This is a genomic window from Agrobacterium vitis, from assembly GCF_037039395.1.
GTDB classification, from domain to species: domain Bacteria; phylum Pseudomonadota; class Alphaproteobacteria; order Rhizobiales; family Rhizobiaceae; genus Allorhizobium; species Allorhizobium vitis_E.
On record NZ_CP146242.1, the window covers coordinates 1756585 to 1772513 of the forward strand.

Annotated in this window: 18 protein-coding genes; 5 read left to right on the forward strand and 13 right to left on the reverse strand. The window is 58.0% G+C overall.

Features of this window, described 5'->3' with window-relative positions:
• Window positions 1-3: 3 nt before the first annotated feature.
• Genes hisA through hisB form a run of 3 tightly spaced genes read right to left on the reverse strand, consistent with a single transcriptional unit; the run spans window position 4 to window position 2037 of the window.
• Window positions 4-738, reverse strand: coding sequence for a 1-(5-phosphoribosyl)-5-[(5-phosphoribosylamino)methylideneamino]imidazole-4-carboxamide isomerase (gene hisA, locus V6582_RS10860; protein WP_156631444.1), 735 nt, complete (start codon window positions 736-738; stop codon window positions 4-6).
• Between the two features lie 24 nt (window positions 739-762).
• On the reverse strand, window positions 763-1413 hold the full coding sequence (hisH, locus tag V6582_RS10865; protein ID WP_156631443.1) for an imidazole glycerol phosphate synthase subunit HisH: 651 nt from the start codon (window positions 1411-1413) through the stop codon (window positions 763-765).
• A 27-nt stretch (window positions 1414-1440) separates the two neighbouring features.
• A complete protein-coding gene (hisB, locus tag V6582_RS10870; RefSeq protein WP_070165191.1) occupies window positions 1441-2037 on the reverse strand; it encodes an imidazoleglycerol-phosphate dehydratase HisB in 597 nt (198 codons plus the stop codon).
• 194 nt (window positions 2038-2231) lie between these two features.
• Here hisB and hslV point away from each other — a divergent pair, with 194 nt between their 5' ends.
• The 4 genes from hslV to trxA all read left to right on the forward strand — a co-directional run bounded on the left by hslV (window position 2232) and on the right by trxA (window position 5784).
• Window positions 2232-2792, forward strand: coding sequence for an ATP-dependent protease subunit HslV (gene hslV / locus V6582_RS10875; protein ID WP_012654525.1), 561 nt, complete (start codon window positions 2232-2234; stop codon window positions 2790-2792).
• A 37-nt stretch (window positions 2793-2829) separates the two neighbouring features.
• Window positions 2830-4137 carry an ATP-dependent protease ATPase subunit HslU gene (gene hslU, locus V6582_RS10880; protein ID WP_087729521.1) on the forward strand — a complete coding sequence of 436 codons (1308 nt, stop codon included), beginning with the start codon at window positions 2830-2832 and terminating at the stop codon, window positions 4135-4137.
• Between the two features lie 172 nt (window positions 4138-4309).
• On the forward strand, window positions 4310-5266 hold the full coding sequence (locus V6582_RS10885; protein ID WP_156631484.1) for a DUF1402 family protein: 957 nt from the start codon (window positions 4310-4312) through the stop codon (window positions 5264-5266).
• A 197-nt stretch (window positions 5267-5463) separates the two neighbouring features.
• Window positions 5464-5784 carry a thioredoxin gene (gene trxA, locus V6582_RS10890; RefSeq protein WP_070152468.1) on the forward strand — a complete coding sequence of 107 codons (321 nt, stop codon included), beginning with the start codon at window positions 5464-5466 and terminating at the stop codon, window positions 5782-5784.
• A 136-nt stretch (window positions 5785-5920) separates the two neighbouring features.
• Here trxA and V6582_RS10895 read toward each other — a convergent pair whose 3' ends face one another.
• Window positions 5921-6325, reverse strand: a complete 405-nt coding sequence (locus tag V6582_RS10895) for a hypothetical protein (RefSeq protein WP_070152471.1) — start codon at window positions 6323-6325, stop codon at window positions 5921-5923.
• Between the two features lie 3 nt (window positions 6326-6328).
• Window positions 6329-7276 carry a DMT family transporter gene (locus tag V6582_RS10900; protein ID WP_337739219.1) on the reverse strand — a complete coding sequence of 316 codons (948 nt, stop codon included), beginning with the start codon at window positions 7274-7276 and terminating at the stop codon, window positions 6329-6331.
• A 132-nt stretch (window positions 7277-7408) separates the two neighbouring features.
• On the opposite strand from V6582_RS10900, the gene V6582_RS10905 reads away from it, so the two are divergent.
• Window positions 7409-8017 carry a bifunctional transcriptional activator/DNA repair enzyme AdaA gene (locus V6582_RS10905; RefSeq protein ID WP_156631442.1) on the forward strand — a complete coding sequence of 203 codons (609 nt, stop codon included), beginning with the start codon at window positions 7409-7411 and terminating at the stop codon, window positions 8015-8017.
• Here V6582_RS10905 and V6582_RS10910 read toward each other — a convergent pair.
• The 8 genes from V6582_RS10910 to V6582_RS10945 all read right to left on the reverse strand — a co-directional run bounded on the left by V6582_RS10910 (window position 8014) and on the right by V6582_RS10945 (window position 15834).
• Window positions 8014-8685 (reverse strand): DUF2161 domain-containing phosphodiesterase, encoded by a 672-nt coding sequence (locus V6582_RS10910; protein ID WP_156631441.1) that lies wholly within the window; start codon window positions 8683-8685, stop codon window positions 8014-8016. The genes V6582_RS10905 and V6582_RS10910 overlap by 4 nt on opposite strands.
• Before the next feature lie 453 nt (window positions 8686-9138).
• Window positions 9139-10482: a bifunctional folylpolyglutamate synthase/dihydrofolate synthase gene (locus V6582_RS10915; RefSeq protein WP_156631440.1), complete on the reverse strand. Its 1344-nt coding sequence runs from the start codon at window positions 10480-10482 to the stop codon at window positions 9139-9141.
• A gap of 107 nt (window positions 10483-10589) precedes the next feature.
• Window positions 10590-11510, reverse strand: coding sequence for an acetyl-CoA carboxylase, carboxyltransferase subunit beta (gene accD / locus V6582_RS10920; protein ID WP_060718922.1), 921 nt, complete (start codon window positions 11508-11510; stop codon window positions 10590-10592).
• Between the two features lie 134 nt (window positions 11511-11644).
• Entirely contained in the window at window positions 11645-12484 is an 840-nt protein-coding gene (gene trpA, locus V6582_RS10925; RefSeq protein ID WP_156631439.1) for a tryptophan synthase subunit alpha, read from the reverse strand.
• A 1-nt stretch (window position 12485) separates the two neighbouring features.
• A complete protein-coding gene (trpB, locus tag V6582_RS10930) occupies window positions 12486-13706 on the reverse strand; it encodes a tryptophan synthase subunit beta (RefSeq protein ID WP_337739218.1) in 1221 nt (406 codons plus the stop codon).
• A complete protein-coding gene (locus V6582_RS10935; protein ID WP_156631438.1) occupies window positions 13703-14377 on the reverse strand; it encodes a phosphoribosylanthranilate isomerase in 675 nt (224 codons plus the stop codon). The genes trpB and V6582_RS10935 overlap by 4 nt, the downstream gene beginning before the upstream one ends.
• A gap of 41 nt (window positions 14378-14418) precedes the next feature.
• The gene (locus V6582_RS10940) at window positions 14419-15183 is read right to left on the reverse strand and encodes a M48 family metallopeptidase (protein WP_156631437.1); all 765 of its coding nucleotides are present in this window, start codon (window positions 15181-15183) and stop codon (window positions 14419-14421) included.
• Between the two features lie 204 nt (window positions 15184-15387).
• Window positions 15388-15834 (reverse strand): DUF2852 domain-containing protein, encoded by a 447-nt coding sequence (locus V6582_RS10945; RefSeq protein ID WP_060718921.1) that lies wholly within the window; start codon window positions 15832-15834, stop codon window positions 15388-15390.
• Between the last annotated feature and the right edge of the window lie 95 nt (window positions 15835-15929).

Genomic DNA, 15929 nt, shown 5'->3' on the forward strand with positions numbered 1-15929 from the left:
CCCTCAGCCCTTGGCAGCCTGGATCATAGCCAGCGCTTCCGCTGGGTCGATCCGTCCATCATAAAGGGCGCGACCGGAAATTGCACCTTCCAGTTTGCGCGCATCCGGCTCCAGCATCCGGCGGATATCCTCTATTGACGCCAACCCGCCAGACGCGATGACAGGGATGGAGACAGCATCCGCCAGTTCCAGCGTCGAAGCCCAGTTTATTCCGGTCAGAATTCCGTCCCGGTCGATATCCGTATAGATGATGGCCGCAACGCCTGCGCCTTCAAACTTCTTCGCCAGCTCGACCACGCCGAGTTCAGAGGCTTCCGCCCAGCCTTCCACGGCCACCTTGCCACCCTTGGCATCGATGCCAACCGCGATCTTGCCGGGGAAAAGCTTGCAGGCCTCAATCACCAGGGCCGGATCGCGCACAGCGACCGTGCCGAGAATGACGCGCGACAAGCCATGCTGGAGCCATGTCTCGATATGACCAAGACTGCGGATACCGCCGCCCAGCTGGACCGGATTTTTCGTCGCCTTGAGAATGGCATCCACCGCCGCGCCATTGACGGTTTCACCGGCAAATGCGCCGTTCAGGTCAACGACATGCAGCCATTCAAAGCCCTGGTCTTCAAAGGCCTTGGCCTGCGCGCCGGGATCGGGATTGTAGACGGTGGCTTGCTCCATATCGCCCAGCTTCAGGCGAACGCACTGGCCGTCTTTAAGGTCGATGGCGGGAAAGAGGATCATCGTATGCTATCCATCGACACGGGCTCACGGCGCCCAATTGAGAAAATTAGAAATCAGCTGGAGGCCTAGCGTCTGGCTCTTTTCCGGATGGAATTGCGCGCCTGCCATATTGTCACGACCGACAAAGGCGGTCATCGGGCCGCCATAGTCAGTTGTGGCAATGACGTCATCGGCATTGCTGGCCGCCAGGTGGTAAGAATGCACGAAATAGGCATGCAACCCGTCATTGCCGGTGGCAATCCCGTCAAACAGCGGATGAGGACGGGAAAGCGTCAGTGTGTTCCAGCCGATCTGCGGGATCTTCAGGCCCGGATCGGACGGCGTCATTTCCACCACATCGCCCTTGATCCAGCCGAGGCCTTCGGTGACGGACTTTTCCAACCCGCGCGACGACATCAGCTGCATTCCAACGCAGATGCCGAGAAACGGACGCGCCTTAACCTCGACCGCTTCGACCAGCGCTTCATGCATGCCGGGCACAGCGTCGAGGCCCCGCTTGCAATCGGCATAGGCACCGACGCCGGGCAGCACGATCCGGTCGGCGGTTGCCACCCGGTCTGCCTTGTCGGTCAGTTCGATTTCGGCATCAAGGCCGGATTCTCGGACGGCCCGCTCGAACGCCTTGGTGGCGGAGCGCAGGTTTCCCGATCCGTAGTCAATAATCACAACACGCATGGAGGCTCTGATCCTCAACTTGATCTTTTACAGCATTCCCTTGGTGGAAGGAATGCGGCCCGCCTGGCGCGGGTCGATTTCGGTGGCGCTGCGCAGGGCGCGGGCGACGGCCTTGAAGCAGGTTTCGGCGATATGGTGGTTGTTGGCGCCGTAATGATTGAGAATATGCAGGGTAATACCGGCATTCTGCGCCAGCGCCTGAAAGAATTCCCGAACAAGTTCGGTGTCGAATGTGCCGATCTTCGGTGCCGAGAAGGCAACGTTCCAAACCAGAAAAGGCCGGCCTGAAACATCGATGGCCGCCTTGGTCATCGTCTCGTCCATGGCCAGATCAATCGACGCATAGCGCACGATGCCGCGCCGGTCGCCCAATGCCTTGGAAATCGCCTGGCCGATGGCAATGCCAGTGTCTTCGACGGTGTGATGATCATCGATATGCAGATCGCCCGTGACGTCGATATCCATATCGATCAGCGAATGGCGGCTGAGCTGGTCCAGCATATGGTCGAAGAAACCGACCCCCGTCGAAATCTTCGAAGTGCCGGTGCCGTCGATATTGACGGAAACCGAGACCGAGGTTTCGTTGGTCTTGCGCGAAATGCTGGCGCTGCGGCTCTCTGCCATGGCCTTCTCCTTGAAAATATGCCGTTCCTTATCAGGCGGGGGTTGAAATATCCAGCAGGATGAGCCGGGTTTTTCGGCGATCCGGCGGCTTGGCCTGGCAGCCGGGCCTTGGCGTTTGCAATTGCGTTTTGGCCGCTTACATAAAGGTCAATCGAAGCGCCGGATTGGACGGCGATGGACTGGAACGGATCGATATGAGCGAACATAATCCCTATGGAACCATGCATGGCACCACGATCATCACGGTGCGCAAGGGCGGCATGGTGGTGATGGCCGGTGACGGACAGGTCAGCCTTGGCCAGACAGTGATGAAGGGCAATGCCCGCAAGGTGCGCCGCATTGGCAAGGGCGAAGTGATCGCCGGTTTCGCTGGCGCGACGGCGGATGCCTTCACCCTGCTGGAGCGGCTGGAAAAGAAGCTGGAGCAATATCCCGGCCAGTTGATGCGCGCCGCCGTCGAGCTTGCCAAGGACTGGCGCACCGACAAATATCTGCGCAATCTGGAAGCGATGATGCTGGTGGCCGACAAGACGGTGACGCTGGCCATTACCGGCAATGGCGATGTGCTGGAACCCGAACACGGCACGATTGCCATCGGTTCGGGCGGCAATTACGCGCTGGCTGCGGCTCTGGCCTTGATGGACACCGAAAAGTCGGCGGAAGAAGTGGCCCGCAAGGCCATGAAGATCGCCGCCGATATCTGCGTCTATACCAATGAAAACGTGCTGGTCGAAACGCTGGAAAGTGCCAACTGACCGCCCTCCTTTTCCACTCCTCCCAGGTGTAATCTCAATGACAACTTTTTCACCCCGCGAAATCGTCTCGGAACTCGACCGCTATATCATCGGTCAGAACGATGCAAAGCGTGCCGTGGCGATTGCGCTGCGCAACCGCTGGCGCCGCCAGCAGCTCGATGAGAGCCTGCGCGACGAAGTCATGCCCAAAAATATCCTGATGATCGGCCCGACCGGCGTCGGCAAGACCGAAATTTCCCGGCGCCTCGCCAAGCTGGCCGGCGCACCCTTCATCAAGGTCGAGGCCACAAAATTCACCGAGGTCGGCTATGTCGGCCGCGACGTGGAGCAGATCATCCGTGATCTCGTGGAAATCGGCATCGGCCTGATCAAGGAAAAGAAGCGGCTGGAGGTGGAAGCGAAGGCCCATGCCGGTGCCGAGGAACGGGTGCTGGATGCGCTGGTCGGCGCCACCGCCTCTCCTGCCACCCGTGATAGTTTCCGCAAGAAGCTGCGGGCCGGAGAGCTGGACGACAAGGAAATCGATATCGAGGTTGCAGAGACAAGCTCCGGCATGCCGGGCTTTGAGATTCCCGGCATGCCGGGGGCCAATGTCGGCATTCTCAACCTCTCCGACATGTTTGGCAAAGCGATGGGTGGCCGCACCAAAAAGGTCCGCACCACCGTCAAGACCTCCTATGCCGATCTGATCCGCGACGAATCCGACAAGCTGATCGACAATGAGCTGATCCAGCGTGAAGCGGTGAAGTCGGTTGAAAACGACGGCATCGTCTTCCTGGACGAAATCGACAAGATCGCCAACCGCGAAGGCGCCATGGGCGCCGGTGTGTCCCGTGAAGGTGTGCAGCGCGACCTTCTGCCCCTGGTGGAAGGCACCACAGTTGCCACCAAATACGGGCCGGTGAAGACCGACCACATCCTGTTTATCGCATCGGGCGCCTTCCATGTCTCCAAACCATCCGACCTCCTGCCGGAATTGCAGGGCCGGTTGCCGATTCGCGTTGAGCTAAAGGCGCTGACCAAGGAGGATTTCCGCCGGATTCTGACGGAAACCGAGGCCAGCCTCATTCGTCAATACATCGCGCTGATGGCCACGGAAAAACTGGATCTCGAATTTACCGAGGACGCCATCGACGCGCTGGCGGATGTTGCCGTCAACCTCAACAGCTCGATTGAAAATATCGGTGCGCGACGGTTGCAGACGGTAATGGAGCGGGTGCTCGACGACATTTCCTTCAACGCGCCGGATCGCGGCGGTGCGAAAGTGATGATCGATTCGGCCTATGTGCGCGAGCATGTCGGCGAAATCGCCGCAGATGCGGATCTTTCGCGCTATATTCTGTGATGTTTTCGCACCGCGATGGGGTGAAATCGGTAAATCAGCGCCCTAATTCGGCCTTGTGACCGGTCGACAGTCGACAGCACCGGCCCTCCCTCTATAAGGAGGGCCGCTCGCCGTAATAGGGCAAGGCGGTATCGGGTTGGTGAAACATCGTTCCGATCTGCATATGTACGGGATGGAAATGGTGCGTCGCTTAGCTCTGGTCTTTATTCTCTCGGTTTCATCCGCTTTTTCCGCCGCCTTCGTGCCGGAAATCCAGGCTGCCGAGGTGCGGATGGTGCCTGCGGGCAATCGCAATGCCGAACAGCCGCCCATTCCCGGTGCATCGAAGCAGCGCACCAAGGAAACCAAGACCACCTTCGATCTGAAATACGAGAAGATTCGCGATCTGTTGATCAAGGACCGCCAATTGATCGGCAAGATCAAGAAAACCGCGGCAGCCTATAATATCGACCCGATCCACATCGTCGGCGCGCTGGTCGGTGAGCATACCTACAATGTCGATGCCTACGACACATTGCAAAGCTACTATGTTAAGGCCGCTTCCTATGCCGGTCACACATTCCGCTTTGCCTATGATGGCGAGGATGTCGATGATTTCGTCGCCCGCCCGGAATTTGCCGCCTGCGCCGAGTTGAAGGATTCGGCAAAGCTGTGGACTTGCCGGGAAAATGTCTGGGAAGACAAGTTCCAGGGCAAGCGGGTCGGCAACAAGAGCTTTCCCAACAATCGCTTCAGCGCGGTGTTTTTCCAGCCCTTCTATGCCGGGCAAACCTTTGGCCTTGGCCAGATCAATCCGCTGACGGCATTGATGCTGACCGATATGGTCCATCAGACATCCGGCTATCCCAAACTGGACGAGAAGGATGCGGCAGGGCTCTATAAGGCGATCATGGACCCGGATACCTCACTCGCCTATATCGCGGCGATCATCCGCAAATCCATCGATGACTATAAAACCTATGCCAATGTGGATATTTCCAACAATCCGGGCCTGACAGCGACGCTTTACAATGTCGGGAATTCCGAGGCGCGGGCGCGGGCGCTGGGACGGCGCGGCGGCCTGCCGGAAGAAAATTACTATGGCTGGCTGGTCAATGACCGGCTGAAAGAACTCGAAGGCCTGCTCTAGGCCCCGTGAGGGCCTCATCTGTGTAATTCCTCTGTAAGTTCAAGCATTTCGACCGCATCGCCATACGAAACAAAAATCGGCGCGGCGCTATAGCGTTTTGTGTTGGCTGACACCCGACAATTGCAATGCGCTTTAAGTTGAAATCCTCACAATAACCATCATATATGTGACAACAGGAATTCTCCAAGGAGCAGCCAATGGCTACGGTAAAAGTCGATGCAAACAATTTCGAGGCAGAAGTTCTACAGTCTGTAGAGCCTGTTGTGGTGGACTTCTGGGCCGAATGGTGTGGACCCTGCAAGATGATCGCCCCCAGCCTGGATGAAATCTCCACGGAAATGGCCGGCAAGGTCAAGATCGCCAAGCTCAACATTGACGAAAACCCAGAACTCGCCGCCAAATTCGGCGTCCGCTCCATCCCAACGCTCGCCATGTTCAAGGGCGGCGAAGTCGCCGACATCAAGGTCGGCGCCGCTCCGAAGACGGCCCTGTCCAGCTGGATCGCTGGCGCTGCTTGAGTGGTGGCTGGATGTAATTGGATGCGAAGAAGCCCGGTTTTGCCGGGCTTTTTTGTGCGACTGTCGTAAGAAAACAAATCGCAGGGTGAATGGGGCTTGGCGCCCTCACCTTAGATGCTCCACCCTCCTGCCTTGCTTATTTTCGAAGGCTTTGGAAAAAATCGGCAGCCTCTCGCGTGATAACGATGATCTCGTTAGTATTTCCGATTTCCCATGGCGGAAGTTGTTCCCAGCATCGCGTGCTGGGCCCCCATAAAATGGCCTCCCGATGAAGTTCGCCGCCCAATGTCCACCAGCAAATTTGAATACGCACGCATCCGTCCGCGAGAGCTGATCCAATTGCAAAGCCTTGCCTTGTGACTTCGGCCGGATCAATGGTCGAGACGACGCGCGATGTTATGAGATATTTCATAAGCGTTAGAACCTCTAGAGCATCAATTGCAGCTTCCGAGGTCGGCGAGGTAAGATAAAGCCTGAAACACCATCCTTGCTCGCACCAGTCTTCTTGCGCATATGTCATCGCTTCAAGAGCTTCCATCATGCTTCAGCCTCTTGCCCGGAGCAAGCGTAAAGGAACAGTCACAGCGATCACCCCGAGGACGATCAGTGTCATGCCGATGAGGATTGACCATGTAAAACTTTCCCCGAGGAAGAGAATGCCGAGGGCGACGGCGAATCCGGCGCGCAGATAGCTGCCGCTGGTGGTGCCAAGCGGGCCAAGGGTCTGCACCAGGCGAAAATATATGACCATAGCGATAGCCGTGCAAAGGACGGCAAGCACCAGCACGGCGACGATTGCCTCTGGCGTCGGGGTAAGGGTCCACGGATGTTCGATGACGATGGCCGCCGGCAGCATCATGATTGCCGCGCAGCTCATGGCACCTGCCGCCGTCACGATTGCAGGGAGACCGGCAAAACGCTGCCCCCACATCGGAGCCACCGCGTAACAAAGACTCGCCCCCAGGACTGCCGCTTGGGCTAAAGGGGCAGCGGTGTACCCAAACGACTGAAAACCGATCGTGATGACGACGCCAGCGAGGCCAACCACAACGCCGACGATTTGCCGGGTGGTGATGCGTTGGCCTCCATATCCAGTTGTCATGGCGATCAGCAGCACGAACATGGGAGGTGTCGCATTCAGCACCCCGGCAAGGCCGCTTGAGATATGCTGTTCGCCCCAACTGATGAGCGTGAAGGGGAGTGCGCTTTGAAGCAAACCTTGAACGAAAAATCCGGCCCATGTCGCACCCGTTCGAGGGAGAGAAAGCCCGCGCATCTTCACAAAAAGAACCAGCAAAAGCGCCGCGATCGTTACACGCGCCGCCGTCATGGTCAGAGGCGGCACAGTGTCGGCGGCAACTTTAATCAAGGTGAAAGAGCTGCCCCAAATGAGTGACAGCAACAGCAGCAAGCCGACCTCTGCGGCAATGCGCATATGCCCTTGACCACCTGGTGCAATTCCAATTTCAGTGCCTGTTGTTTTTGATTTCACGACGATTCCCTCTCGAATTGATCGGCAAGATCGATCGGAGTCCTGAAGGATGCTCGCTGGAATCGGACTTCATCGCCCGATCAGGTCCGATTCCAGCTACTCTGGGAAGGATAGCCGCGCTAAAGTCCTTTGATGGTTATAGTTTCTCCCGACTTGCAGACGTTGCCACCGCATCTGGACCGCGAAACGTGCGATAGTGCGCGGCTTGCCCGCGATAGGACTTTTGACGGCGTGTTCTTTTCAGGTGTTCGCTCGACGCGGATTTATTGCCGCCCAGTTTGCCCTGTGCGGCCCGCTCGCTCCGAGAACGTCACGTTCTATGCGACAGCAGCAGCAGCGGAGCGGGCGGGCTTTCGGCCTTGCCTTCGTTGTAGGCCAGAGGCAGCGCCCGGCTCGCCAGCATGGATGGGAACAGCAACCACGGTCGCGCGCGGGATGCGCCTGATCGAACAAGGGTTCCTGGATCAAGGGTCGGTTGCCGATCTTGCCGACATGCTTGGTGTTGGCCCGCGCCATCTCCTGCGGCTGTTCAGGCATCATGCCGGTGCGAGCCCAAGTGAGATAGCCGCAACGAGGCGTGTGCAGAAGGCAAAGAGGTTGATCGATGAGACGGGCATGCCCCTAACTGAGGTCGCATTCGCATCCGGTTTTGGTAGCGTCCGGAGATTCAACGACTCGTTTCAGGCAGTCTATAAGCGAGCGCCATCGTCGTTTCGACGTCCGAATGGCAGGGTTATCTAGGCATCAGCTCCAACCGCTCGCACCTGCGGCCACCGCTTCAGCGCGTCTTGCCCTGCATCCGTCAACCCATAAACGCCGCGCTCAACCCGCTCAAACCAGCCATAGACATTAGAGAGCAGAATCTTTCCCGCGTCCGGAACCGCTTTGCGCACATCACCAACCCGCGTCGGCCCAGCGACAAGAATTGCGGCACAGGCAAGGGCGTTCTGGCGGTAGGCGGTCATCACAGGCATTCGCGTGCTGCCGCCAAGCGCTGTGTCGCCGCGCCGGGTCTGGTGTTCGCGCATCAGGCGTGAGCGTCGTTTCGGATTGGTGCGTGGCATGGGCGAAACGGAGCCGACGATGATGCTGACGTCACCGTTGGCGGAGACGCCGAGCATGCCGATGCCGAGACGACGGCAGAGGTCGCGGTAGCGCTTGTCGGCCTCCCGCCCCCTGCCCTTGGCCGAGATTTTCGCGGCAATCCAGACCTCGTCGGATATCGCTGCCCGGTCTACGGCCTGGAGGATGAGTTCCAGATTGAAACTCAGTTTCAGTTCGCAGATCACCACGACGGATGGATCGTCGGCGCTCAGGCCAACAAGGTCACAGCCGCCGATTTCGCCTTTGACGGTATAGCCTGCTTTTTCGAGAAACGATTTCACAGGTAGATAAAGGGATGTTTCCATGGGGATAGCATACCAGAGTATTTCCAGGAAAAGTGCGTAGCTGTTTCCGTCCGGAAAGGCGTAAAAACAATAGGATAGAGTGTTTCAGTTTTTCATGAGACAGGACACAACAATTTAGCTCAGCGTGTTTGGCTCCCCCCTCACCCCGCCTCCGCTTTGCTCGGCGGACCTCTCCCCGCTGGGGAGAGGAGGCCCTAAACGCTGCGGTTCTTTCCCTCTTCTCCCCATTCTCAGTGTAAATTGGGGGAGAAGGTGGCGGCAGAGGCAAGAGGGGGCGGCGAAGCCGAAAACCGCTGGGTCGCGTACTATGTTTCCATGAAAAACTGAACCGCTCTAATATGGAGAAGCACCCGACCACTCTATACCGCAATGGCGGGAACACCATGATTCGATGGCTGACCGTCACCCTATTCCAAGGTAGCCGCAGCACTTGGGTCGAATTACCAATCTGCGCTACCTCGGCGGCGTGCCGTTATCCGCCAGTACATTTCCAACAACATAAAGCGAGCCGCCAATCAGGATTCGCGGGGCAATCTCTTCTGCATTAACCCGGCTACGGATCGCCTCCAGCGCTTCCGCGACCGATGAGACCGGCTCTGCGGGAATTCCGGCATCGTAGGCGGAACTGGCCAGCGCAACTGGGTCTAAGGCGGCGTCGGTGCCGCGGATTGGCACGGTGAAGGCCTGGATAGCCAAGCCTTCAAAGGCTTTGAAATAGCCGAGCGGGTCCTTGGTGTTGAGCATACCGGTGATCAGGTAGAGTGGGCGGGACTGGCGTTCTTCAAAGCCAGCCATGGCCTCGGCAATCACTTCACCGGCACCGGGATTATGGCCGCCATCCACCCAGATTTCGGCGCCCTTCGGCGCATGGGCCAGCAATGCGCCCTCCGTCAGCCTTTGCAGGCGGCCAGGCCATTCGACGTTATGCATGGCCATTTCAGCCATGGCTTCGGTCACGGTGAAACCAGCGGAGCGTACGGCGCGGATGGCTGCTGCGGCATTGGCGAACTGGTGGCGGCCCGGAAGTTTTGGCAGGGGCAGATCCATCAGGCCGGTTTCATCCTGATAGACCAGCCGTCCATGTTCCTCAAAGGCCAGATAATCCTGACCGAACACCGAGAGCGGGCAGCCCAAGCGCTCGGCAATATCCACCAGCGCCTCGCGGGCAGCGGCAAACTCCTGATGGCCGATCACCACCGGTCGCCGTCTTTTCATGATCCCGGCTTTCTCAGCTGCGATCAGTTCAACCCGGTCGCCCAGATAGGCCTGATGATCAAAAGAGATCGGCATGATGACGGACACAGCGGGTCGATCCACCACATTGGTGCAATCCAGCCGTCCACCCATGCCGACTTCCATGATGACCGCATCAGCGGGAATTTCAGAAAACAGCAGGAAAGCGGCAGCCGTCAAAATTTCGAAAACGGTGATATGCTGGCCCGCATTGGCGACGGCCACCCGTCTCAAGGCATCGGCCAGCAAACCATCGTCAACGATCTGCCCTTTGCCGCCTTTAACGCCAATCCGGTAGCGCTCGTGCCAATTGACCAGATGCGGGGATGTATGGACATGAACGGCAAGGCCGCCTGCTTCCAGCAGCGCGCGGGAAAAGGCGCTGACGGAGCCTTTGCCATTGGTGCCAGCCACATGGATGACCGGCGGCAACTTGTCCTGCGGATTGCCGAGCACTTCGAGCAAGCGCCGCATACGCTCCAGGGTCATGTCAAAACCCTTGGGATGCAGTTGCATCAATTCGTTGATGACCTGTTCAGCCTGGCTCAGCGTATTCTCTATCATAGTGCGGTTCCAGGCTTGCAAGTCGTTTTGAGGGCCGGAAGCAGTAAACTGCTCCCGGCTTTAAGCATGTCATCGGGCGATTGCCGTCAGTATATCACCCAAGGCGATCAAGCGGAAACGGCGCGCGAGGCCTCGATGACCGACAAGGTCTTATCATCATTGGCACCAACGACCGTTGCCGGTTGTCTCGTCAGGATTTTCAGGGTGCGGGCCAGGGTCGCTGGAATATCGTGACGCTTGACCACCATATCGACCATGCCGTGCTCCAGCAGATATTCCGAGGTCTGGAATCCCTCCGGCAGCTTTTCGCGGATGGTCTGTTCGATCACGCGCTTACCGGCGAAGCAGATTTCAGCACCCGGCTCAGCAATATGCAGATCGCCCAGCATGGCATAGGAAGCCGTCACGCCGCCCGTGGTCGGATTGGTCAGCACAACGATGTAAGGCAGGCCTGCTTCCTTCAGCATATCGACGGCAACCGTGGTGCGCGGCAATTGCATCAGCGACAGGATGCCTTCCTGCATGCGGGCGCCGCCAGAGGCCGGGAACATCACCAGCGGGCATTTTTCCGCAATGGCCCGCTCGAATGCCTTGACGATGGCTTCACCGGCAGCAATGCCGAGCGAACCGCCCATGAAGTTGAATTCATGCACGACGGCCACCAGCTTCAAGCCTTCGACCGTTCCGAGACCGGCGACAATCGTGTCTTCCTGCTCGGTCTTGGTGCGGCTATCCTTCAGGCGGTCGCTGTATTTCTTCGAATCGCGAAACTTCAGCGGGTCCTGCGCCACTTTCGGCTGGGCAAAAGCTTCGTACTTACCGCCATCGAACAAATCGGCCAGCCGTGCCTTGGCAGGCATTTTCATGTGATAGCCGGAAGCGGGAACAACCCATTTGTTTTCTTCCAGATCTTTATGAAAGACCATTTCGCCGGTTTCGGGGCACTTGATCCAGAGATTGTCCGGAACATCGCGACGGCCCAGCATGGAATTGATGCGGGGGCGAACGTAATTGGTAATCCAGTTCACTTTGAATACTCCTTGATCGAGCACTTCCGGGATCGGCGGGCCGGCATCCGAAAAGGCTGAAAACAGACAATCAGGAAGAGGTGGAGCCCGCTTGGGCTCCGCATCTTCCAAGGCAATAGCCCATTTTAGAAGGACTATTGCGCAGCCGCAAGCCGGGCGGTCTGGACGCCGCTTGCCAGCCCACGCACTAGGGTTACCACCGATTGCACGGTATCCGCCGACGCCTTATCATCCTTGGTCAGGCTCAGTGCGACCTGATTGACGATGGCAGTGCCAACCACGACACCATCGGCGCTGGCGCCAATCAGCCTTGCATGTTCCGCCGTCTTCACGCCGAAGCCAACGCAGATCGGTAGATCGGTATGGGCCTTGATGCGCCCGACAGCACCGGCAACCTTGGACGGATCGGGCAAAGCCGAGCCGGTAATGCCGTTCATCGACACATAATAGACGAATCCGGAGGTATTTTGCAGCACCATCGGCAGGCGCTTCTCATCCGTGGTCGGTGTCGCCAGGCGGATGAAATTGATGTCGCGCTTGCGGGCGGGCAGGCACAATTCATCGTCCATTTCCGGCGGAAGATCGACAACGATCAGACCGTCAATGCCCGCGTCCAGCGCATCATCCAGGAATTTTTCGACGCCATAGACATAAATCGGATTGTAATACCCCATCATGACGATCGGCGTTGCCAGATCGCCCTTGCGGAATTCCCGCGCCATATCCAGGGTTTTTACCAGGGTCTGCCCGGCCTTCAGGGCGCGCTGACCGGCCATTTGAATGGCAGGACCATCGGCCATCGGGTCGGAAAACGGCATGCCAAGCTCGATCACATCAGCGCCGGCCCCCGGCAAGGCCTTCATGATAGCGAGCGAAGTTTCGAAATCCGGATCACCGCCCATGAAATAAGTAACGAGAGCCGGACGGCCCTCAGCCTTCAGATCGGCGAACCGCTTGTCCATACGCTGCGTCATGTCAGAGCCCCATTCCCAAAATCTTGCCGACCGTGAAGATGTCCTTGTCGCCGCGTCCGCAGAGGTTCATCAGGATGATCTCGTCCTTGCCCATTTTGGGCGCCCGCTTCATCACCTCGGCCAGGGCGTGGCTGGGTTCAAGAGCGGGAATAATGCCTTCGGTGCGGGTCAAAAGCTGGAAGGCCTCCAGCGCTTCGGTATCCATGATCGGCACATATTCGACACGGCCCATATCCTTCAACCAGGAATGTTCCGGACCGATACCCGGGTAATCAAGCCCGGCAGAAATCGAATGTCCATCCTTGATCTGCCCGTCGCTGTCTTGCAGCAGATAGGTGCGGTTGCCATGCAGAACGCCGGGAGAACCAGCAGTTAGCGAGGCGCAATGCTCATTGCCATCCAGCCCCTTGCCGCCAGCCTCGACGCCGATCATCCGTACGCTCTCATCATCAAGGAACGGATGGAACAGGCCGATGGCATTGGAGCCACCACCGACCGCTGCCACCAGCATATCCGGCAGCCGGCCTTCAGCAGCCATCATCTGATCGCGGGATTCCTTGCCGATCACCGACTGAAATTCGCGGACCATTTCCGGATAGGGATGCGGACCGGCAGCCGTGCCGATCATGTAATAGGTCTCATCGACATTGGTGACCCAGTCGCGCAGAGCCTCGTTCATCGCATCCTTCAAGGTGCCATGACCTGAAGTCACCGGACGGACTTCCGCGCCGAGCAGCTTCATACGGAAGACGTTCGGCGCCTGGCGCTCCACATCGGTGGCGCCCATATAGACGATGCAGGGCAGGCCGAAGCGGGCCGCCACGGTGGCCGAGGCCACGCCGTGCTGACCGGCACCGGTCTCGGCGATGATCCGGGTCTTGCCCATGCGCTTGGCCAGCAGGATCTGGCCGAGACAATTGTTGATCTTGTGCGAACCGGTATGGTTCAACTCGTCGCGCTTGAAATAGATCTTGGCGCCACCAAGCTCCGCCGTCAGCCGCTCGGCAAAATAGAGCGGGCTCGGACGCCCGGTATAATGGGTGTTGAGGTGATCGAGTTCAGCCTTGAAGCTGGGGTCGGTCTTGGCATTTTCCCATTCCGCCTGCAGATCCAGGATCAGCGGCATCAAGGTTTCGGCCACGAAGCGGCCGCCGAAAATGCCGAAACGGCCATCTTCATCCGGCCCGGACCGGAAGGAATTCGGGATTGGGTTCTGGTTCACTGTACACTCCCTGAAACCGGCGCTGTGGCCGTTGCCAGCCTGACGGCGGCGAAGAACTGATCCATCCGTTCGAGATCCTTGACGCCTGGCGCGCTTTCGACGCCGGAAGACACATCCAGGCCTCGCGCTCCCGTCTCGGCAAGGGCTTGCCCGACATTGTCCTTGTTGAGCCCACCCGAAAGCATGTAATCGACCTCTGCGTCAAGATCGCGCAGCAGACGCCAATCGAAGGTGACGCCATTGCCGCCGGGCAGATCGGACCCTTCTGGCGCCTTGGCATCGAGCAGAAAACGGTCTGCTATCCCTATATAGGCATCGATCTGCAAAAGATCAGCGGGTTCGCGGATGGAAAATACCTTCATGACAGGAAGACCGTAGAGCGCCTTGATGGTCAGCACCTGTTGCGGGCTTTCATGGCCATGCAATTGCAGGATATCCGGCTTCAGCAGATACACAATATCATCAAGGTCATCGGTATCCGCATCGACGGTGACGGCAACGATCTTCGCCCTGCCCCGCGCCTTTTCGGCAATGCGTCCGGCGATATCGGGTTCGATATGTCTTGGGCTTTTCTCAAAGAAGATGAAGCCGACATGGGTGGCGCCAAGGGACACGGCTTTTTCAACGGCTTCCTCGGTCTTCAATCCGCAAATTTTGACATCAGGTTTCATGTCAGCGAAGTGACATGAAATCGGCCCGGAGTCGAGCCAAATCAGTCAAAATCGAGGGCATGCAATTCCGATCCATGCCGCTTCAACCAGCTCTTGGCCTCGTCCATGCCGGGGCAGAGACATTTGCACAGCGCCCAGAATTGCGGGCCGTGGTTCATTTCCTTCAAATGCGCCACCTCATGGGCGGCAAGGTAATCGATCACCGAGGGTGGCGCCATGACGATGCGCCAGGAAAAGCTTAAACTGCCATCCCAGGAGCAGGAGCCCCAACGGCTGCGGGTGTCCTTCAGCGCCAGGCTTTTTGCCGGCTTGCCCAGCCGTCCGGTATGGATGGCGACCAGCCTCTCCAGATCGAGCCGTGCTTCCTTTTTCAAAAAGGCCGACAACCGCCGACCGGCATGTTCCGGCAGACCACTGATGCGGATCACCGGTTCACCATTTTCCATCTGCACCTGGGTCACGCCGCGCAATTGACCGGTATGCTCGATACGATGCGCAATGCCGCGCAGCAAAATCATGCCCCCTGCCCTGACTTTCGTATCATCGGAAAAGCGGGCCAGCTTGCTTTCCAGCCAGCCGCGATGCCGCTCGATAAAATCGTTGACGTCGCCTTGGCGTACCCCTTTGGGAATGGTCATTTTCAGGCCCCGGCCACCGGGCTCGATCCGCAGGGTAATGCGGGTGGCGCGCAGGTTTTCGCGAATGGCAAGCGGCACAGATCGCCCGGCCACGATCAGCTCGCGGCTTTCCGGCACTTTCGGCTTTTTCACCGCTCTGGTCGGGCTTCGCAAAAACAAGGGAAACATGCGGGTCTTTTACCTGATTCGGTCGGATCGTCGCCTTATATCGCTTCCAGTCTCTGAAGAATTGCTGTTGGCGTGGGAAAATCCGGCAAAAATCGACAGTGCCATTTATAGCCTGCAAGCGGCGATTATTGGATAGGTTACGAGCCAGAGCCATAAAAAAGGCCGACATCCAGAGATATCGGCCTTTTTAGAATTGAGTGACGGTCAGTCCTGAGTGAAGGTCTGGACATCGCTGCCGCGCTCATCCCGGCGGTTGGCATTGCGCTGGTTCATGAAGCGGTTGAATTCATCCTGATCCTTGGCGCGCTGCAATTCCAGGACATAGGCCTCGAATTCCTCACGCATTTCTTCAAGCTTGCGGCGTTCCTGCTCGATACGCTCCAGCTCGGCGACACGCCATTCATCGAAGGCGAGGTTACCACTGGAGGCGCTAAAGCGGTTGCGATTGCGTGAGCGGCGGCTGCCGCAGCATTTTGAAAACATGGCGTCCATAGCCTCATTTGCGTTCCGTTTCGATGTGCGGAAGCGATCGCCCCATAAAATATAGGCAAGCATGGCAAGGCCAAGCGGCCAGAAGATCACGAAGCCGAGCACCATCATGGCAATCGTCGCAGGCGTCCAGCCTGGACGCAGCAATGCTGATTGGTTCATTCCATTATCCTCGTTATGTCCGGCAAGCACCATGCGACCGGACATATTCGAGATGGGAATGGCGGATACAACCTTCAAGCGTGCATCATTCGCAA